The sequence below is a fragment of the Synechococcus sp. A15-60 genome (assembly GCF_014280095.1).
Lineage (GTDB): Bacteria > Cyanobacteriota > Cyanobacteriia > PCC-6307 > Cyanobiaceae > Synechococcus_C.
This window is the reverse complement of sequence record NZ_CP047933.1, coordinates 664062-683667: the sequence shown is the minus strand read 5'-3', so window position 1 is coordinate 683667 and position 19606 is coordinate 664062. Positions and strand designations below refer to the sequence as shown.

At 59.1% G+C, this 19606-nt stretch carries 15 protein-coding genes; 8 read left to right on the top strand and 7 right to left on the bottom strand.

From position 1 onward, the window contains the following. Positions 1-8 precede the first annotated feature (8 nt). The 5 genes from SynA1560_RS03485 to rpsT form a co-directional block, all read right to left on the bottom strand. Positions 9-4100, bottom strand: a complete 4092-nt coding sequence (locus tag SynA1560_RS03485) for a DNA-directed RNA polymerase subunit beta' (protein WP_186470278.1) — start codon at positions 4098-4100, stop codon at positions 9-11. Positions 4101-4146: 46 nt separating this feature from the next. Further along, positions 4147-6051, bottom strand: a complete 1905-nt coding sequence (locus SynA1560_RS03480) for a DNA-directed RNA polymerase subunit gamma (protein ID WP_186470277.1) — start codon at positions 6049-6051, stop codon at positions 4147-4149. Between the two features lie 48 nt (positions 6052-6099). Continuing rightward, a complete protein-coding gene (gene rpoB, locus SynA1560_RS03475; protein ID WP_186501181.1) occupies positions 6100-9393 on the bottom strand; it encodes a DNA-directed RNA polymerase subunit beta in 3294 nt (1097 codons plus the stop codon). 267 nt (positions 9394-9660) lie between these two features. Next, on the bottom strand, positions 9661-10446 hold the full coding sequence (locus SynA1560_RS03470) for a TatD family hydrolase (protein ID WP_186501180.1): 786 nt from the start codon (positions 10444-10446) through the stop codon (positions 9661-9663). Between the two features lie 73 nt (positions 10447-10519). Further along, positions 10520-10828 carry a 30S ribosomal protein S20 gene (rpsT, locus tag SynA1560_RS03465; protein ID WP_186470989.1) on the bottom strand — a complete coding sequence of 103 codons (309 nt, stop codon included), beginning with the start codon at positions 10826-10828 and terminating at the stop codon, positions 10520-10522. 107 nt (positions 10829-10935) lie between these two features. On the opposite strand from rpsT, the gene hisD reads away from it, so the two are divergent. After that, the gene (gene hisD / locus SynA1560_RS03460; RefSeq protein ID WP_186501179.1) at positions 10936-12258 is read left to right on the top strand and encodes a histidinol dehydrogenase; all 1323 of its coding nucleotides are present in this window, start codon (positions 10936-10938) and stop codon (positions 12256-12258) included. A 2-nt stretch (positions 12259-12260) separates the two neighbouring features. On the opposite strand, the gene rpiA is transcribed toward hisD, so the two are convergent. Both rpiA and SynA1560_RS03450 read right to left on the bottom strand, forming a co-directional pair. Continuing rightward, a complete protein-coding gene (gene rpiA / locus SynA1560_RS03455) occupies positions 12261-12977 on the bottom strand; it encodes a ribose-5-phosphate isomerase RpiA (RefSeq protein ID WP_186501178.1) in 717 nt (238 codons plus the stop codon). A gap of 37 nt (positions 12978-13014) precedes the next feature. Further along, on the bottom strand, positions 13015-14073 hold the full coding sequence (locus SynA1560_RS03450; RefSeq protein WP_304623066.1) for a trypsin-like peptidase domain-containing protein: 1059 nt from the start codon (positions 14071-14073) through the stop codon (positions 13015-13017). 241 nt (positions 14074-14314) lie between these two features. On the opposite strand from SynA1560_RS03450, the gene SynA1560_RS03445 reads away from it, so the two are divergent. The 7 genes from SynA1560_RS03445 to SynA1560_RS03415 all read left to right on the top strand — a co-directional run bounded on the left by SynA1560_RS03445 (position 14315) and on the right by SynA1560_RS03415 (position 19586). Then, positions 14315-14629 carry a hypothetical protein gene (locus SynA1560_RS03445; RefSeq protein WP_370523179.1) on the top strand — a complete coding sequence of 105 codons (315 nt, stop codon included), beginning with the start codon at positions 14315-14317 and terminating at the stop codon, positions 14627-14629. Between the two features lie 96 nt (positions 14630-14725). Further along, positions 14726-15637: an extracellular substrate binding-like orphan protein GrrP gene (gene grrP / locus SynA1560_RS03440; RefSeq protein ID WP_186501177.1), complete on the top strand. Its 912-nt coding sequence runs from the start codon at positions 14726-14728 to the stop codon at positions 15635-15637. Between the two features lie 34 nt (positions 15638-15671). Further along, positions 15672-16010 carry a GrrA/OscA1 family cyclophane-containing rSAM-modified RiPP gene (gene grrA / locus SynA1560_RS03435; protein WP_186470271.1) on the top strand — a complete coding sequence of 113 codons (339 nt, stop codon included), beginning with the start codon at positions 15672-15674 and terminating at the stop codon, positions 16008-16010. Further along, complete coding sequence (grrM, locus tag SynA1560_RS03430) at positions 16007-17152, top strand: cyclophane-forming radical SAM/SPASM peptide maturase GrrM/OscB (protein WP_186501176.1); 1146 nt, start codon at positions 16007-16009, stop codon at positions 17150-17152. The genes grrA and grrM overlap by 4 nt, the downstream gene beginning before the upstream one ends. A 156-nt stretch (positions 17153-17308) precedes the next feature. Then, positions 17309-17776, top strand: coding sequence for a ribosome maturation factor RimP (gene rimP / locus SynA1560_RS03425; protein ID WP_186501175.1), 468 nt, complete (start codon positions 17309-17311; stop codon positions 17774-17776). Positions 17777-17832: 56 nt separating this feature from the next. Next, positions 17833-19308 carry a transcription termination factor NusA gene (gene nusA / locus SynA1560_RS03420; protein ID WP_186501174.1) on the top strand — a complete coding sequence of 492 codons (1476 nt, stop codon included), beginning with the start codon at positions 17833-17835 and terminating at the stop codon, positions 19306-19308. Beyond that, on the top strand, positions 19305-19586 hold the full coding sequence (locus SynA1560_RS03415) for a YlxR family protein (RefSeq protein ID WP_186501173.1): 282 nt from the start codon (positions 19305-19307) through the stop codon (positions 19584-19586). The genes nusA and SynA1560_RS03415 overlap by 4 nt, the downstream gene beginning before the upstream one ends. Positions 19587-19606 lie beyond the last annotated feature (20 nt).

Below are 19606 nucleotides of genomic sequence, written 5' to 3'. Positions count from 1 at the left end.
CGCAGAACTCACTCATCACTGAGAAGCCCCTCCTCCTGCAGACCCTCGACGGCTTCTGCATCCACCACCTGCTCTTCCTTCAGCTCGTTGTCGCCTTCAGGACGGGCAAACGCTGCAAAGTTGGCGCCCGCTTCAATGCCATGACGGCTGCGAGTGGCCTCGAGATCCGCATCGCTGGGATCGTCGAGAACCGCAGAGGCATCGGCGGCAGGAGCGGCCGGCATGTCAACGGTGTAATCCGGGCGCAGGTTCTGCATGCGGCGATAGCCAGCAGGATCCTCGGCAAGGATGTCCGGATGAGGACCAGCCTCAGCCCGGAGCTCTTCCTCGAATCCGCTGAAACCGGTACCGGCCGGAATCAAGCGACCGATGATCACGTTCTCCTTGAGACCACGCAACCAGTCGCTCTTGCCCTCGATGGCAGCTTCCGTGAGCACTCTGGTGGTCTCCTGGAAGGAGGCTGCAGAGATGAAGCTGTCGGTGTTGAGAGAGGCCTTGGTGATCCCGAGGAGGACAGGCGTGAACTCCGCAGGCGCACCACCGGTGATCGACATGGCCTGGTTGGTGTCCTCCACCTGGCGCAGCTCGATCAGCTCGCCAGGAAGAAGCGTGGTGTCACCAGCATCCTCGACCCGAACCTTGCTGGTCATCTGACGGACAATCACTTCGATGTGCTTGTCATCGATCGACACGCCCTGGGACTTGTAGACGTTCTGAACCTCGGTCACCAGACGGTGCTGAAGGTTGGCGATCGCTTCTTGAGCGGCCTCCATTAGAGGCTTGCGACTGCGCAGGTCTTCGAAGAAACACTCGAGCAGTTCGTGGGGATTGATCGGTCCGTCGGTCAACAGCTCACCGGCGAGCACCTGCTGGCTATCGCTGACCATCACGTTGCGGCCAAGAAGAATCGGATACTCAGCGACAGCGTCATCGGCCTCAATGACCGTGACAACGGTGGTTTCGTCGTCCTCTCCCTGCTTGATCTCAACGGTGCCGGGCTTCTTACAAAGGATGGCCGACTCCCTCGGACGACGGGCTTCCAACAGCTCTTCAATGCGGGGCAGACCCTGAACGATGTCACCAGTCTTCTGCCGCTCGAACACCAACAGCGCCAGACCATCCCCACGCTGCACGAGGTCGCCGTCTCGCACGTGAAGCACGGAATCCGGCGAGATCATGTAGGGGCGACCCAGTCGCAGGGTGACGGCCTTGGCATCGACTTTCTCGACCTCACCACAGCAGTCCGCAGCCTGACCCTCAGCGAGCAGTTCACCGTCAACAATCCGCTGACCAACGGTCACCACAGGTGCAGACGCTGTGTTGATGGTCACGGTGTCTTCAGACCGCTCAACGATCAGACGCCGCACTGGCTCGTTCTCCGAGGGTTCGGGCAACTGAGCCACACCTTCCTGCTTGCAAAGGATCTGTGTGGTGGCGACCACATCACCAGCCTTGATGGACTGGCCGTCCTCCACCTGGAGTTCGGTGTGGGTGGAACCGTGACTCGAGTCAGAGATGGTGTCGCGACGAACCAGAATGCTCTCCAGGATCACCAGCTGTAGACGTTCGATCGTCTTGGCTCGCTTGTCGGGCACACGCTCGACGTCAACCGTCATCTGCGGTGTGGTGTCAAAAGTCTCGAGCATGAGCTGCGTCCGCAGCAGCTCAACACCCTCAACAGACTTGACCAGCTCGTTGTCTTTGAACGCAAGACGCTGTGTTGCCTTCAGACCCAGGTGCGGGCCATTGGGCTGTTTGACATGGCCAAGATCAGGCAGCTGAGCCTCATTGGGAATGGTGTATTCCTCAACGGGACGCAACAACAGACCCGTACCCTCGGGGGTTTCAACGGTCTGCACGTAGACCGTGGCATCGGTGCTGATGCCCTTGGCGATGGGCTCACCGGGGTTGACCATGACGCCATCACCGGTGAAGCGCTCCAGCGCTTTCTTTTCGGTGCACAGATGGAAACTGCCGCTACGAACAATGATTTCGCGAAGAATGTCGTTCTTCTGAGTCACTGTCACGATGCCCGCGGTCTGGCTGAAGATGTCCTTCACTACCTCGGTGCCAGCCTCGATCCACTGACCATCGGTAATCATCAACAGGGAGATGTCCTTGTTGATCTCGTGAGTTTCCTGAGGAATCCACAGCAGGGTTCCACCTTTATTCACCTCGTAACCGTTCTTGGCTGAACGCGCTTTTTTGATCGCCAAACCAGGAGCAAACTTCACCAGACCTCCGGTCTGCGTGCGGAAGCGATCGTCATTGAGTTCAGCAACAACTTCGCCGCTGCCGATCTTGCTGCCGGGGATGGTGTTTAGGCGGTAACGGGTGCCGTCTTTGGCCTCAAGATTCCAGATCTCCCCAGCATGGGTGGATTCACCCTGGAGCTTGAAGTCACGCAAGGTCATCGCCGTGGTGACGATCTGAACCTCGCGAGAATCACCCAGAGCTTCACGCAGGCGGACGGCACCGCCGTACTCAGTCGCCTGGCTGGCTTCTGCCAGCACCTGCGCTTCGACCACCTGCGCGCCAGCTGTGACCACAGGTTGAGCATTCGGAGGCAGGTTGTAGACATCACCGGCCAGCACCCACATCCGACCCAATCGTTGGGCTTTGTGCGTGATGTTGCCCTGGCGGTCTGTGACTTCCCGAGGCTGGATGGTGGGGTCGTAGCTGACCTGCCCAGCCAGGTCGCAGATCACGTCTTTCGTGGCTTTCTCAACGCTCTTCTTCACCGCACCTGCGGCGATCTGGGCCACGGTGACATCCGCGTCAATGGCCTGGCCGTTGTCAACGAACAGCAGAGAACCGTTGGTGATCTCAATCTTCTGGGCCTTGCCTTTGCCCGAGGGCTGAATGGTCAGGTTGAAGTCCACCTCAGCCTGTTGTGCATCCACGCCGTGCGGGGTGCGATACGGGCGAACGCGTGCTTTCGCACCAAATTCCACGGTGCCGGCCAACTTGGAACGCACCACGCCGGTTTCAGCCGTGGACACACCACCGGTGTGGAACGTCCGCATCGTGAGCTGGGTTCCGGGCTCACCAATGGACTGAGCAGCAATGATGCCGACGGCTTCACCCAGATCGACGAGTTCGTTGTGAGCCAGTGCCCAGCCGTAGCACTTCCGGCATACCGAGCGATTGGCTTCACAAGTGAGCGGTGAACGCACGCTCACTGCAGCGACACCAGCCCCCTCAAACCGTTTGGACAAGGGCGGATCGATCTCGGTGTTGCGCTCAGCAAGCACTTCGCCGTCGGCAGACACCACCTGATCAGCGGTCAGCCGTCCGACCAGTCGGCTACCGAACTTGCCGTCCTCCGCCTTGACCACGATGCAGCGTGTCGTGCCGCAATCGTCTTCGCGCACGATGACATCCTGAGCAACGTCCACCAGGCGTCGTGTCAGGTATCCGGAGTCTGCGGTGCGCAGTGCCGTGTCAACCAGACCTTTTCTGGCGCCGTAGGAGGAGATCACGTATTCAGTGACCGTCAGACCCTCACGGAAATTGGTGCGGATCGGAAGGTCGATGATTTCACCCTGCGGGTTGGCCATCAGACCGCGCATGCCCACCAGCTGACGCACCTGGGACATGTTCCCTCGGGCACCGGAGTTGGCCATCATCCAGACCGAGTTGAGCGGGTCGTTCTGGTTGAAGTTCTTCTTGACCGCATCCACCAGACGCTCATTGGTCTCGGTCCAGGTGTCGATCACCTTGGTGTGACGCTCCACTTCCGTGATCACACCAAGGCGATACGACTCCTCCGTGGCTGTGATCAACTCCTCGGCTTGACCCAGCAGATCCTGCTTGGCTTCAGGCACCTTGAGGTCGTCGACGGAGATCGAAACAGCCGCTTGAGTGGCGTACTTAAAGCCAAGATCTTTGAGCTGATCGGCCATCGCGGAGGTGGCCGCCGTACCGTGGTGCTTGTAGGCCCAGGCCACCAGCTGCTTCAGACCTTTTTTGTCGACCACCTTGTTGCGAAAGGGTGGTGGTGTCTTGGCTAGAGCGCGGGCTTCTTTTGCCGCCTTTGCGGCCTTAGCCGCTTTGGACGTCTTGGAGGACTTACGGGATTTGGAGGGAGTGGAGGTCATGACAGCGCGGTGAAAGGAAGGTGAGAAGCGGATTGAGGGGTGACGTTCAGGTGGCTGCCACTGCGTCGATGATCGTGTGATTCATCACCACACGTCCCACGGTCGTGAGGATGTAGCGGCTGATCAGGGCTCCGTCTTCATCGAAACGATCACGGCGGAAAGTCCACTGCTCCAGACGTGTGCCATCGGACAGGGTTTCGCTGCTCACGGGTTCATCCCGCTCGTCATCGTCATCAACTTCGCCGTTGAAGCGCACCCACACCCAGTCGTGGAGGCCAAGACGCTTGTCTTCAAAAGCGTGAATCACATCTTCCAGACCCGAGAAGGTGCGGCTGCGATCACCGAAGTCGATCGGTGCCATCTCCGGTTGAAGTGCTGTGAGGTAGTAGGCACCGAGAACCATGTCCTGAGAGGGCGTGATGATCGGTTCGCCGGTGGCTGGAGACAGGATGTTGTTGCTGGCCAGCATGAGCATGCGGGCCTCGGTTTGCGCCTCGATCGCTAGAGGCACGTGGACAGCCATCTGGTCACCGTCGAAGTCGGCGTTGAAGGCCGGACAGACCAGGGGGTGCAGCTGGATGGCGCGACCATCCACCAGCTTGGGCTCAAACGCTTGGATACCAAGACGGTGCAGCGTCGGAGCACGGTTGAGCATGATCGGGTGTCCTTCGATCACCTCTTGCAGCACCTGCATCACCTCATCATCGGCCCGCTGAATCAGCTTCTTGGCCGCCTTGATGTTGTTGACGATGTTCTGCCGGATCAGGCGATGAATCACGAACGGCTGGAACAGCTCGATCGCCATCTCCTTGGGAAGACCACACTGGTGCATCTTGAGCTTGGGACCAACCACGATCACGGAACGCCCGGAGTAGTCGACACGCTTCCCGAGCAGGTTTTGACGGAAACGACCCTGTTTGCCTTCGATGATGTCGCTCAATGACTTGAGCGGACGGTTGTTGGCGCCTACCACGGTGCGGCCACGACGGCCGTTGTCGATCAGGGCATCGACGGCTTCCTGCAGCATCCGCTTTTCGTTGCGGACAATGATCTCGGGAGCGAGGATTTCCTGAAGCCTTGCGAGACGGTTGTTGCGATTGATCACCCGTCGGTAGAGGTCATTCAGGTCGGAGGTGGCAAAACGTCCACCATCGAGCTGCACCATCGGGCGCAGGTCGGGGGGAATCACCGGAATGACGTCCAGCACCATCCATTCCGGACGGGCGTTGGTGGCGATGAAGTTGTCGATCACGCGCAAACGCTTGATCAACTTGGCCCGCTTCTGACCCTTGCTACCGGCGATCTCTTCGCGCAGCTGTTCCGCCACCTCTTCAAGGGTGAGATCTTCCAGCAATTGCTTGAGGGCCTCGGCACCGATGCCCACCACGGGCTCGTTCTCAATCTCGGAATCTTCGGCGTAGATCTCGTCTTCAATTTCCAGCCACTCGTCTTCCGTGAGCAGCTGTTTGTACTTCAGATCCTTGTGATCGCCGGGATCCAGGACCACATAGCAGTTGAAGTAAACGATCTGCTCCACATCCCGCAGGGGCATGTCCAGCAGAATGGCCACATAGCTGGGGATCCCCTTTAGGTACCAGACGTGGGAAACGGGTGCCGCCAGTTTGATGAAGCCCATGCGATGACGACGCACCCGGCTTTCGGTGACCTCCACGCCGCAGCGCTCACAGACGATGCCCCGGTGACGCACGCGCTTGTACTTTCCACAATGGCATTCCCAGTCCTTGGAAGGGCCGAAGATCTTTTCGCAGAACAGCCCGTCCATCTCGGGCTTGAGGGTGCGGTAATTGATGGTCTCCGGCTTGGTGACCTCACCGACAACCTGGCCGTTGGGCAGGGTGCGCTGTCCCCACTCCATCACCCGATCGGGTGATGCGAGTGTGATCTTGACGTAATCGAAGTGGTTCTCGGTGCGGAGGTTGCTGTTGGTCATTGACGGTTAAGGAAGAAGGAGCGGTTTGTCGGTTCGTTCGTTGGTCCGTCAGTCCTCGTCGTAATCCGCGACGCCGAGGGATTCGTAGGTAGGTCGACTGGGCGTGCTGCGACGTGGGTTCACGTCTTGCATCAAGTCAACTTCCTTGCCTTCATCGGTGAACACAGCGATGTCGAGACCCAGGGACTGAAGCTCGCGCATCAGCACCTTGAAAGATTCCGGCGTACCGGGGCGGGGGATCGGTTTGCCCTTGACGATCGCGTTGAGGGCTTCGTTACGGCCCTGCATATCGTCGGACTTGACCGTCAGCAGCTCCTGAAGGGTGTAGGCAGCGCCATAGGCCTCCAGTGCCCACACCTCCATCTCTCCAAGACGCTGTCCACCTTGCTGGGCTTTACCGCCGAGAGGCTGCTGAGTCACCAGGGAGTAGGGGCCAGTGGAGCGGGCGTGGATCTTGTCGTCGACCAGGTGCACCAGTTTGAGGAAGTGGGAATATCCCACCGCCACCGGTTGGTCGAAGGGTTCGCCGGTGCGGCCATCAATCAGCTGCAGCTTGCCGGGATCGTCAGGGTTGTAGATCCAGTCTTTACCGGGCTGCTTGGCTGCTTCCTTGAGGTAGGCCTCAACGGTCTGCTGCGACTTCTCGGCGCCGTACATCTCATCGAAGGGAACCACCTTGACGCGGCAATCGAGGTTGGCGGCAGCCCAGCCCATTAGCAGCTCGAACACCTGACCGACGTTCATCCGGCTGGGAACACCCAGGGGATTCAGCACGATGTCGACGGGGGTGCCATCGGGCAGATAAGGCATGTCCTCCCGAGGAAGGATGCGGCTGATGATGCCTTTGTTGCCGTGACGGCCAGCCATCTTGTCGCCGACCTGGATCTTGCGACGCTGGGCCACGTAGACACGCACCACCATGTTGGCGCCAGGGGGTAGCTCATCACCCTGCTCTCGGGTGTAGATCCGCACGTCGACGACGCGACCGCGCTCGGTGCTGGGAACACGCAGGGAGTTGTCGCGCACATCCCTTGCCTTCTCACCGAAGATTGCGCGCAGGAGTTTTTCTTCCGGCGGCTGGTCTGACTCACCCTTGGGCGTCACTTTGCCCACCAGGATGTCGCCGCTTTCGACGAAAGCGCCGATCCGGATGATGCCCATTTCATCCAGGTTGCCGAGACTCTCCTCCGCAACGTTGGGAATCTCGCGGGTGATCTCTTCAGGGCCGAGTTTGGTCTGACGGGCTTCGATCTCGTACTTCTCGATGTGCACCGAGGTGTAGAGGTCATCGTTCACCAGACGCTCGCTGACGAGAATCGCGTCCTCGTAGTTGTATCCCTCCCAGGGCATATAAGCGATCAGAACGTTCTGACCCAGGGCGATCTCACCGCCTTCACAGGCCGAGCCATCGGCTAGTACCTGACCAACAATGACGCGGTCGCCTTGACGAACGATCGGACGCTGATTCAGGCAGGTGTCTTGGTTGGAGCGCTGGTACTTCTGAAGGAAATGATTGTGATCATTGCCATCGTCGTCCTGCACCACGATCGCCGTGGCGTCCACAAAGGTGACGGTGCCGTTGACCCGTGAAATCGGCACCATGCCGGAGTCGCGTGCCACCTGGGTTTCAAGCCCAGTGCCCACCAAGGGACGCTCAGGGCGCAGCAGAGGCACTGCCTGACGCTGCATGTTGGAGCCCATCAACGCACGGTTGGCGTCGTCGTGCTCCAGGAACGGAATCAGAGAAGTTGCAACGGAGATCACCTGAACCGGTGAGAGCTGCACGTAATCCACCTGCTCAGGAGGGACTTTCTCGAAGTCCTGGCGGTAGCGGACGGGAATCAGATCAGCGAGGATCGAACCATCACTGTCGGTGGCCACATCGCCTGGGGCGACACGGCATTCATCCTCCAAATCAGCCGAGAGGTAGATCGGATCACCCTCCTTTAAAACCCGTCCGTTCTCAACTTTCCAGAACGGGGTCTCGATGAATCCATATTCATTGACCCGGGCGTGGGTGGCCAGGGAGTTGATCAGGCCAGCATTGGGACCTTCAGGCGTCTCAATGGGGCAGAGACGGCCGTAGTGGGATGGGTGGATATCACGAACGGCGAAACCGGCACGCTCACGAGTCAGACCACCGGGGCCGAGAGCTGAGATGCGGCGCTTGTGGGTGAGCTCTGCCAGAGGGTTGGTCTGGTCCATGAACTGACTCAGCTGGCTGGAGCCAAAGAACTCCTTGATGGCCGCCACCAGAGGTTTGGGATTCACCAGCTGAGCAGGGGTGAGGGAGTCGGTCTCACCCACAGTCATCCGCTCTTTGATGATCCGCTCGAGCCGGTTGAGGCCAACACGGACCTGGTTCTGCAACAGCTCACCGACCGAGCGGACACGACGGTTGCCGAGGTGGTCGATGTCATCCAGGCTGGCGCCGCCGACATCCAGCTCCAAGTTGATTAGGTAGTCCAAAGTGGAGAGCACGTCCTCATGGGTGAGGGTGCGCACCGAATCAGGAATGGTGAGGCGCAGCTTTTTGTTGATCTTGTAGCGGCCCACACGACCGAGGTCGTAGCGCTTGGGATCGAAAAAGCGGGTCTGCAGCAGCTGCTGACCGCCGCTGACCGAGGGAGGTTCACCGGGGCGAAGCTTCTTGTACAGCTCAAGAAGCGCTTGATCCTCAGAACTGATGCCTTCATCGTTAGCGGCATCAATCGACTTTTTGTAATACTCCGGGTGGCGGAGTTTATCGATCACATCGTTATCAGACAGACCCATCGCGCGCATGAGCACGTGGGCATTGATTTTGCAGGTTTTGTCGACACGAACATGCAGCAGATCGTTCTTGTCAGTTTCAAATTTTAGCCAGGCTCCTCGGTTTGGAATAACGCTGGCGTTGTAGGTGCGACGGCCATTCTTGTCCATTTCATCTTTGAAATAGACACCAGGGCTGCGAACAATCTGGTTGACGATCACACGCTCAGCGCCATTGATGATGAACGTTCCCCGTTCGGTCATCAACGGGAGCTCACCAATGAAGACTTCCTGCTCCTTGATTTCGCCGGTTTCCTTGTTAACCAGACGACAGGTCACATACATCTGTGATGCAAAAGTGGCATCACGACGCTTGGCTTCTTCGACGTCGTGGCGCGGACGCTTCAATCGGTACTCGCTACCGACGAAATGCAATTCGAGCTTGCCGGTGTAATCGGTGATCGGGGAGAAGCTCTCAAGCTCCTCGATCAGACCTTTCTCCAAGAACCACTTGAAACTGGCACGCTGAACCTCCACCAGATCGGGCAGATAGGTAGCGGTCTTGGCGACCTGAATCGCGCTGCTGCTCATGCGGAGACCTGCAGGTATCAGAGGGGACAGAGGGGCCTGAAGTAGGCAGCGGCTCAAACTCGAAACTGGCAGCCAACACAACGGTGGTCATCCCCACGGGGAGGGACAACCACCGTGATCACTGGCTTCAGAAGACTCGGGTCAGAACAGCTGACGTCGTCAATGCACCGGACGGTAATGGACGCTTCGGGAGCCCAAGCACAGAAAACCGTGCTTGGCCAGGCCAATAAATCATCTTACACTTTCGTGCACGATTCCTTGACCAACTCAAGGAAGACCAAAGAGTCGACGGGCGTTGGCCGTGGTGTCTTCAGCCACCTGCTCCAAAGACTGCTCCCTTAATTCGGCCACACGCGCTGCGACGGAAGCCACAAACGCAGGCTCATTGCGTTTTCCGCGCCGTGGCACGGGGGCCAGAAACGGACAATCCGTCTCGACCAAGAAACGATCCTGCGGAACCTGCCGGGCGCAGTCATGCGTAGGCGTGGCCTTGGGGAAGGTCACGGTGCCACTGAAACTGATGAAGAAACCCAGTTCGAGGAATTGGTCCATTTCATCGGGGGTGCCACCCCAGCAGTGCATCACGCCTCGCGGGCACTCCCCCTTCTCTTGACGCCGACGCAATTCCTTCAACATCGGATCGGCCGCATCGCGGCAGTGCACGATCACGGGGAGATCGAGCTCGACCGCTAAATCCAACTGGGGACGAAGAACCGCGAGTTGCTCATCCAGATTCTTGTCGCGGAAGAGATCCAGCCCGAGCTCGCCGATGGCCACCACACGGGCATCAGCTTGAGCCGCCTGCCGCAGAACCTCGGGCGTGTCCTCGCGCCAATGCTCGGTATCCAGAGGATGCACCCCCACCGAGTAACGCATTTCAGGAAACTGATCGGCAAGGGCGCGGATCGCAGGGATCTCGCTGGGCTCGACACAGGCATGCAACAACGACTTAACACCAGCCTGTCGCCAGCGGGTTGCGACCTCGTCGAGGTCTTCTTCAAAGTTGCGGAAGACGATGTGACAGTGACTGTCAATCAATGCCGGGATGGCCATTGGATCCTGAAACGCGCCTTCAGGATCCATTTTGCAGGGATGGGCCTTCGACTTGCTTTTAAAGCGACTGGAATCAGCCGGCGGTCGTCGGAGCTGGATCGATGGCCTTCTTCACCGCCACACTGAGACGTGCTTTCTGATGGGCACCGCTGTTGCGATGCAGAACGCCGCGCTTGACCGCCTTGTCGATTTTGCTGAAGGCCGCATTCAGGCTGGATTGAACAGTGGCCTTGGCTTCATCGCCTGGAGTAGCGGTGTAGGCATCACAAGCACTGAAGCAGCGCTTCATGAGAGTGCGCATGGCGGACTTGTAAGCCTTGTTCTGGAGGCGATTGCGCTCAGCGATCTCGACGCGCTTCTTTGATGACTTGTTATTGGCCACAGAGCCGGATTTCAGATCGACAATCTGCAACCATAACGCACCCCCCTCTCTTCACCATCACATCACCCGGTGGGCCTTAGCGTGCCCAAACATGACGCTGGGCGTTGATGAGCACCCTGAGCACTGATTCAATCCAATCCGGACTGCCCAGGTGTCTCCACAACACAGCTGATGCTGAACACCAGCTCGACCTGATTTCCAGACGCACCACCGGGTCAACCCAGCAGGACGCGACCACCACTGTGGAATCGATCCTCGACCAGGTGCGCAACGACGGGGATGAGGCAGTGATGGCGCTCACCGAGCAGTTCGATGGGTTCCGGCCTGAGCCTCTTCAGGTCTCTCCGACAGAGTTGCATCAGGCCTGGGATCAGACTCCCGCCAATCTGAGAGATGCCCTGGAGCTGGCGCACCGCCGCATCCAGGATTTTCATCAGCGCCAGAAGCCTCAGAATCTCGACGTCAAGGGGGTCCACGGAGAACAGCTCGGTCGCCGCTGGCGGCCGGTGCAGGCAGCAGGCCTATACATCCCTGGCGGGCGGGCGTCTTATCCCAGCACTGTGCTGATGAACGCGGTGCCTGCCAAGGCAGCCGGGGTCGGGCGGGTGGTGATGGTCACCCCCGCAAGCCCTGATGGAACCGTCAACAGAACGGTTCTGGCAGCTGCCCATCTCGCCGGCGTTCAGGAGGTGTACAGAGTGGGTGGGGCTCAGGCGATTGCCGCCCTTGCCTTCGGCACACAGTCCATTCCCCGGGTCGACGTGATCAGTGGCCCTGGAAATCTTTACGTCACCCTTGCAAAGAAGCTGGTCTACGGCCAGGTCGGTATCGACTCGCTCGCAGGCCCCAGTGAAGTGCTGGTGATCGCCGATGCCTCGGCCTCCGTGACCCAAGTGGCCTCAGACCTCTTAGCTCAGGCAGAGCATGACCCCCTGGCTGCTGCAATCTTGCTCACCACATCGCAGGGCCTTGCTGATGCCCTGCCAGCGGAACTGGAACGACAGCTCGCAGGGCATCCACGCGAACAGATCTGCCGTCAGTCGCTGGAAGCATGGGGCCTGGTGGTGGTCTGCGACAGCCTTGAGGAATGCGCCTGCCTGAGCGATCGCTTTGCTCCCGAACATCTGGAACTGTTGGTCGAACGGCCCCGGATGCTCGCCGACCGGATCCAGCAGGCCGGCGCCATCTTCATTGGCCCCTGGAGTCCTGAGGCGGTTGGTGATTACTTGGCAGGCCCGAACCACACACTCCCCACCTGTGGATCAGCCCGCTACAGCGGCGCCTTAAGCGTGGAGACCTTCATGCGCCACACCTCGATGATCGAGTTCAGCAGGGAGGCCCTGGAAGCGACCGGGGGGGCTGTGATTGAGCTGGCTGGCAGTGAAGGGCTGCACAGCCATGCCAATTCTGTCCGCGTACGCCTGAACTGAGATCAACCAGCCTTCTCGAGGCTGCGCACACCGGCGACACCATCGCTGACCTCACCGACCAGCACGTCATCGACGATGTTGACGAACAGGCCGTTCTCAAGCACTCCGGGAATGTTGTTGATCTCGCGTTCGAGGGCCACAGGATCAGCAATTCCACCGTTGAAACGCACATCCAAAACGAGATTGCCCTGGTCAGTCACCACAGGTCCAGCCTTGCGTTGCGCCATGCGCAGCTCGGCTGCACCATCCATGCCGGTCAATTGCTGCTGCACCTGACGCCAGGCTCCAGGCAACACCTCAACCGGCAGCAGAAACCCAAGGTTGAGGCGGTCCACCAACTTGGTGGAATCCACCACGACGATGAAACGATCCGCGCGAGCCGCCACCAGCTTTTCCTGAACGTGACAGGCACCGCCGCCCTTGATCAGCTGAAAAGAGGGATCAACTTCATCCGCACCGTCAATGGCCAGATCGATTCGGTCTACGGCATTGAGGCTGAGGAGGGGGATCCCCAACTCCGCAGCCAGCACCTCACCCTGGAAGGATGTCGTCACCCCAACGATGTCTTTGAGCTGCCCTGACGCCAGTCGCTGACCTAGGCCCTGAATCATCACAGCCGCCGTCGAACCGGACCCCAGACCGACAACCATGCCATCACGGAATTGTTCGACCGCCGCCTCGGCGACGGCCCGCTTCATCTGGTTCTGAAGATCTGACATCACGCAGGATTAGTCCGGCGCGACCGTAGCAAGGGTCTTAACTGAACCCTGGCAGGGGCTCTGGCTCGACTGAGAGTTGGAGATCTTTCTGACCGCGAATGATCTGAAGCGGCAAGGGCCGGTGAAGCTCGGCTTGATCCACTTGCTGGAGGAGTGTCTGGGGGTCGGCAACCGGCACTTCGCCGGCCTTCACCACCAGGTCACCTCGACGCAGCCCGGCTCGCTGGGCAGGACTATCCGGCAGAACCGACTGGACCAGTGCACCAGAACGTTCCGGCAATTCCACCAACGCGTTGGGGTCACTGTTGTGTTCTCTGGCGATTCGTGCGGTGAGTGGCACCAGCTGCAAGCCCAAATAGGGGTGGACCACTTCACCAGCCTCCTGCAGCTGATCAGCCACGCGCCTCGCGAGGTTGATGGGGATCGCAAAACCAAGACCGGCGCCAGGACCCGAGCGCACCAGGGTGTTGATCCCGATCACACGCCCCTCGGCATTGACCAAGGGGCCACCTGAATTACCAGGATTAATGGCCGCATCCGTCTGAATCAGATCCAGTCGCTTGTCGTTGAAGCCAAGACTGCTGATGTTGCGATGCAGGCTGCTGACGATCCCAAGGGTGACGGTTCGCTCCAATCCGTAGGGAGTGCCCAGAGCAATGGCCCAATCACCGACATCCAAGGCATCGGAATCACCCAGACGGGCCGGCTTCGGAGGAGCCTCGCCCTTCAGACGCACCAGTGCCAGATCCGTGATCGGGTCACGGCCGACAACCACCCCATCGCGCTGCTCTCCGTCGGCAAGAGTGACGCCGACATCCTCCACCTGCTCCACAACATGGGCATTCGTGAGTACCAGGCCTTCTCGGTCGATGATCACGCCTGACCCTTGCCCCCGTTGACGCTCGGGGCCGTAGCCCGGCTCCCCAAGCAGGTCACGCAACAGAGGATCAATCAAGTTGGGATCAAAGGGTTGTCGCTCCACAACACGTTCGGTGTCAATGCGAACGACCGCGGGAGCCACATTGCGCACAGCATCAGCCACAAAGCTGTGGGGGCCTGGGACTGGTGTAGAGGCCGCCTCCACAGGGGGCCCCACGGTCAGAACGATCGCTGACAACACGGCGAACCAGCGGACAATCAGCGAAGAGAACGACGAACCTTGAAGCACAGCTGGAGGCGCAAGCTCTCGGTGCACGCTAGGGCTGTCCTTCCGTGATAAGCGGTACAGAACGAGGATCCAGCGAGCAGCATCCACAGATGCGGTTTCTCCTCGCTGCGACGGAAAACCCCATCCTCGGCAGCACCATCAGGTTGCACCCCAGCCGTCAGCAAGCTTCATGGGTCGAGATCCAGCACTAGTGTCCGCACAATTCCGCCCCGATTCGATGAGCCTTGCCACTGATCAACGTGAGCGTTGCCCTCTTTGTGAGGTTGAGATCCATGGTCAAGGTGGGCCAGCCGATCGGGTGATCTTCAGCCGCGGCACCCCTGGCAGCCGCAGCAAACTTTGGGCCAGGGTGTGTCAGTACCTCAAGAGCGATGCGCAGCGCAGCCGATGCATCAATCAGGACCCCGAGCTCCGCGGAGACTGTCGTCCAGGAGATGGTTTTGAGGAAATCGACGCCATTCAAATCGGCGACAGCATGCCCTGATCCTGATCCGTGTTGGGCAGGTTTTGTCCACACACGCGTGGACGCTTTCCAGCGGCGTGTCTAGAGGTAGCGAAACGGATCTAACGGGTTTTCACCATGCGCCTGATCAAGACGGCCGCAACGGGCCTGATCGCTCTGTCTTCGATTGCTCTGGTTACTTCCCAGAACGCAGCGTCGAGCTCAACCCATACAGCCACGTCCGCCAGCGTTTACGACACAGGCAAGCTGCGTGCTGTGGTGATCGGCGACGCGTTGCCGATGGTCGAAAAAAATGGCGACGGGTATGACGGATTGTCCTTCGTGGTGCTGGATGCGATTCGCGACCAGATCAACGTCTCGCCTCTGAGAAAGGACAAGGACGTCTCCATCGAGCCTGTGGCCGTGAATTCCCCTACCGAAGGGCTCGATAAAATTCGTTCTGGCGACGCAGACATCGCCTGCGGTGTTGACTTCAGCTGGCAGCGCCAGCGCACTCTCACCTACACACTCCCGTTCGCGATGGGTGGCGTCAGGGTGCTTGCCCCAGCCGGTAATGACGGCACACCTGAGAGCCTCAACGGCGAAACTGTCGGCGTGGTGAAAGACACCCTCGCCTCATCGGTGCTGGCGTCATCGGTGGACAACGCCACCTTGAAGTTCTTCGACAGCCCAGGCGATGCCTTGTCCGCCATGAAAGACGGCAGCATCGAATTTCTGGGCGGAAACACCCTCTGGCTGAGAGCCAATCAGGCAGCAACCGCACCGGATGCAGCCCTGGTGCCGACCTTGCCTTACGCACGTTCGAGCATCGCCTGTGTGGTGGCCGACACCACGCCGAAGCTGCTCAACATCAGCAACCTGGCCATCGGTCGCCTGCTCTCCTCTTACATCAACGACAACACCGAAGTGCGCTCAGCCATCAACCAATGGATCGGTAAAGGCAGCAGCGTTGGTCTGAGCGACGACCAAATCGGCAGCTTCTTCTCGATCGTGCTCTCCACATCCGCTGAATTCTCCAAGCAATCCTGATTTTGACTGCTTCAGATTTTCCGCATCTTTAACCATGAACAAGACCAGTCTTCTCAGCCTCGCCGCCGTTCTGGCCACGAGTGCTGCCCTCTGCGAATCAGCGCAGGCCGCTGTGCACAGCGCGCCTGATCTTGGCAACACGCTCGAGCAGCGCATCGAGCGCATGAGCCCCGAGGCCTGGGCCGTTCTGGAGCAACACGGCATTGCCGGCGATGAAGTCATCGCCCGAGCCTGGGGCAATGGCAATGGTCGCGCCTGGGGTAACGGTGGACGTCGTTTCGGCAACGGCGGCGGCTTCCTCAATGGCGGCGGCTTCCGCAACGGCGGCGGCGGCTTTGCCAACGGATACCGCGGCGGATTTGCCAATTGGTGAACCATTCCGATTATGGCCCGATCGGTCTGCTGGTGATCCAGTCGACGTCGCTCTGCAATCTCGACTGCAGTTACTGCTATCTGCCGGATCGCCAGCGGAGGAACATCTTCGACCTTGAGCAGCAGCTCCCTCTGCTGCTCAAACGGATTTATGAGAGTCCGTTCTGGGGCCCACACCTATCAATCCTCTGGCATGCCGGCGAACCGTTAACCCTGCCCACGCACTTTTACGACCGCGCGACATCACTGATCCACCAACAAACGTCGGAGCTCCAAAATCAAGGCGTGGTCGTTGAACAACATGTTCAAACCAATGCCACATTGATCAATGACGAATGGTGTGACTGCTTCGAACGTAACGACATTGTTGTTGGCGTCAGTGTGGACGGTCCGGAGGACATTCACAACAGCCATCGTCGCTTCCGCAACGGCAAAGGTTCCCATGGCATGACCATGCGTGGCATTCGCAAGTTGCGCGAACGGAACATTCCGATTCATGCCATCTCCGTTTTAACGGCAGACGCTTTGGATCAACCGGAGCGGATGTATGCCTTCTTCCGGGACGAGGACATCCTGCATGTCGGTTTCAATGTGGAGGAGCAGGAAGGCGTCAACCTCAGTTCGTCCATGCAAGGCGAGGAGAAAGAGCAGCGTTATCGGGCCTTCCTCGCCAAATTCTGGTCTTGCAATCAAAGGGATGGATTCCCCGTCAAGGTGCGTGAATTTGAGCAGGTGATGGGGATGATCGCTGGGGGGCAGCGTCTGCGTCAGAACGAGATGAATCGGCCATATTCCATTCTGAGCGTGGATGCCAAAGGCAACTTCTCCACCTTTGATCCAGAGCTTCTCTCCGTCGAAACAGAGCGATACGGTTTATTCAATTTGGGCAACATCCGCGATCTCTCACTGATCGAAGCCACGAAAAGTGACGTCTTTCAGACATTGCTCAACGATATGAATTCGGGGATGGAGCGATGCAAACAGGAGTGTGACTATTACGGCTTCTGCGGAGGGGGAACTGGCAGCAACAAATACTGGGAGCACGGCAGCTTGGATGCCAGCGAAACCTGTGCTTGTCGCTTTTCAAGCCAAATACCCGTTGATGTACTGCTAGAAAAGCTGGAATCCGCAGCTGGAGCCTGAGTTTCCCAGGGCCTCTGACATCACCGTCAGGTGGCGGATCAGCTCGGGTTCCGCCATCCCGTAGATTGCTGTTAGGCCCGTTGAGTTCCTCTCTTCGGGAGGGTGATCACTGCATCAACCATCGGGCCAAAGCCCGAGACCACCCTCAACCTCTCCTTGCCTCATCCTCTTCTGCCGGATCTAACGACCCTGGCATCGGCCACCGCCGAACGCCATGGTTTTGAAATGGTCAGCGTCCAGGTACTGACCCACCTTCAACCGATGACGCTGCAGATCCAAATCCGTTGCAGCAATGGTGAGGATGTTTCCCTGGACGACTGCGCTGGCTTCAGCGCCCCGATGGGCGAGGCCATCGAAGGATCCTCGCTGCTCACGGAGGCGTATGTTCTGGAAATCAGCAGTCCCGGCATCGGAGACCGTCTCCAGTCAGACAGAGACTTTCAAACCTTTCGGAGCTACCCCGTGGACGTTGTCTACACAGACGGCAACGGTCACGAGCAACGTCAGTCAGGGACATTGCTGGAGCGCACCGCAGATCACGTCCAGATCAACATGCGCGGCCGGGTCAAACGCATCCCACGGGATTCAGTGATCAGCGTCGAACTCACCAGCCCCACCGGCTGAACTGATCGCAATTACCGCTCAGATACCCCTCTCCTTTCCCTCCTCTCGCGTCTGCCATGGCACTCGTTCTTCTTCCTGGCCTCACCAACCTGATCGATGACATCAGCGAGGAGAAAAAACTCCCGCCTCAGGTGGTAGAAGCCGCTCTAAGGGAAGCCCTACTTAAGGGATATGAGCGCTACCGCCGCACCCTTTACCTGGGAATCGGTGAAGACCCGTTTGATGAGGAGTATTTCAGCAACTTCGATGTTGCCCTCGACCTGGACGAGGAGGGCTATCGGGTGCTGGCCAGCAAAATCATTGTTGATGAGGTGGAAAGCGAGGACCACCAAATTGCGCTGGCTGAGGTGATGCAGGTGGCGGAGGACGCACAGGCCGGCGACACGGTTGTTCTCGACGTCACGCCGGAAAAAGAGGATTTTGGTCGGATGGCAGCCGCCACCACCAAACAGGTGCTGGCCCAGAAGCTGCGGGATCAGCAGCGGCGCATGATCCAGGAAGAATTCGCAGATCTGGAAGATCCCGTTCTGACTGCGAGGGTGATCCGCTTCGAACGCCAATCCGTGATCATGGCGGTGAGTTCTGGACTCGGGCGCCCAGAAGTGGAAGCCGAGCTGCCGCGTCGTGACCAGCTCCCCAACGACAACTATCGCGCCAACGCGACATTCAAGGTCTTCCTCAAAGAGGTCAGCGAGGTTCCAAGGCGTGGCCCCCAACTCTTTGTGAGCCGAGCCAATGCCGGCTTGGTGGTGTATCTCTTCGAAAACGAAGTTCCCGAAATTCAGGAGGGTTCGGTCCGCATCGTGGCGGTGGCTCGGGAAGCCAATCCCCCCTCTCGCTCCGTGGGTCCTCGCACCAAGGTCGCCGTGGACAGCATCGAACGCGAAGTCGACCCCGTGGGTGCCTGCATCGGTGCGCGTGGTTCGCGCATCCAGCAGGTTGTAAATGAACTGCGTGGAGAAAAAATTGACGTCATCCGCTGGTCACAGGACCCAGCGCAGTACATCGCCAACTCCCTCAGCCCAGCACGGGTCGATGTGGTGAGACTTGTCGATCCCGTCGGTCAGCATGCTCACGTGTTGGTTCCACCGGATCAGTTGAGTTTGGCTATCGGTCGTGAAGGTCAAAATGTTCGTCTGGCAGCCCGTCTGACCGGCTGGAAGATCGACATCAAGAACGCCAGCGAATACGACCAGGCCTCGGAAGATGCGGTCGTCTCAGAATTGATTGCCCAGCGTGAACAGGAGGAAGCCCTCCAACGCGAAGCGGAGGAACGTCTGGCTGCTGAACAGGCCGCACGCGCTGAAGAAGATGCGCGTCTCCGTGAGTTGTATCCGCTTCCGGAAGATGAAGAGGACTATGGAGCCGAGGAGCTGGCCGCAGCTGCCGAATCCGAGACCTACGAAGAGCAGGCTCAGATGGAAACAGCCGCCGAGGCCGATCTGGGAACCGAAGCTGACAGCGCAACTGCTGATGAGGCCAGTGCCGAAGAGATGACTGCCGAGGAAGCAACCGAGGAAGGAGCCCGGTGAACGACGTTCGCCCCGTCCTGCGTCGTTGTGTCGCCTGTCGCGAGCTGCTGGATCGCAGCCTGCTCTGGCGAGTCATCCGCGACCATCAGAACGGGGTTCTCCTGGATCAGGGCATGGGGCGTTCGGCCTACCTCTGTCCAAAGGAGAGCTGTCTTGAGGAAGCACAGCGCCGCAAACGCCTGCCGAAAGCCCTGCGATGCCAGGTGCCTGACAGCGTGCTTGAGGAGCTGAGAGAGCGACTGATATCCGACACGGAATCAGACGCTGAGGCAAGATGAACACTGGCACCACCATGTGT

Coding starts and splice junctions, on each gene's coding strand:
- SynA1560_RS03485 (WP_186470278.1), bottom strand. CDS start 4,100: ATGACCTCCACTCCCTCCAAATCCCGTAAGTCCTCCAAGACGTCCAAA.
- SynA1560_RS03480 (WP_186470277.1), bottom strand. CDS start 6,051: ATGACCAACAGCAACCTCCGCACCGAGAACCACTTCGATTACGTCAAG.
- rpoB (WP_186501181.1), bottom strand. CDS start 9,393: ATGAGCAGCAGCGCGATTCAGGTCGCCAAGACCGCTACCTATCTGCCC.
- SynA1560_RS03470 (WP_186501180.1), bottom strand. CDS start 10,446: ATGGCCATCCCGGCATTGATTGACAGTCACTGTCACATCGTCTTCCGC.
- hisD (WP_186501179.1), top strand. CDS start 10,936: ATGAGCACCCTGAGCACTGATTCAATCCAATCCGGACTGCCCAGGTGT.
- rpiA (WP_186501178.1), bottom strand. CDS start 12,977: ATGTCAGATCTTCAGAACCAGATGAAGCGGGCCGTCGCCGAGGCGGCG.
- SynA1560_RS03445 (WP_370523179.1), top strand. CDS start 14,315: ATGGGTCGAGATCCAGCACTAGTGTCCGCACAATTCCGCCCCGATTCG.
- grrP (WP_186501177.1), top strand. CDS start 14,726: ATGCGCCTGATCAAGACGGCCGCAACGGGCCTGATCGCTCTGTCTTCG.
- grrA (WP_186470271.1), top strand. CDS start 15,672: ATGAACAAGACCAGTCTTCTCAGCCTCGCCGCCGTTCTGGCCACGAGT.
- nusA (WP_186501174.1), top strand. CDS start 17,833: ATGGCACTCGTTCTTCTTCCTGGCCTCACCAACCTGATCGATGACATC.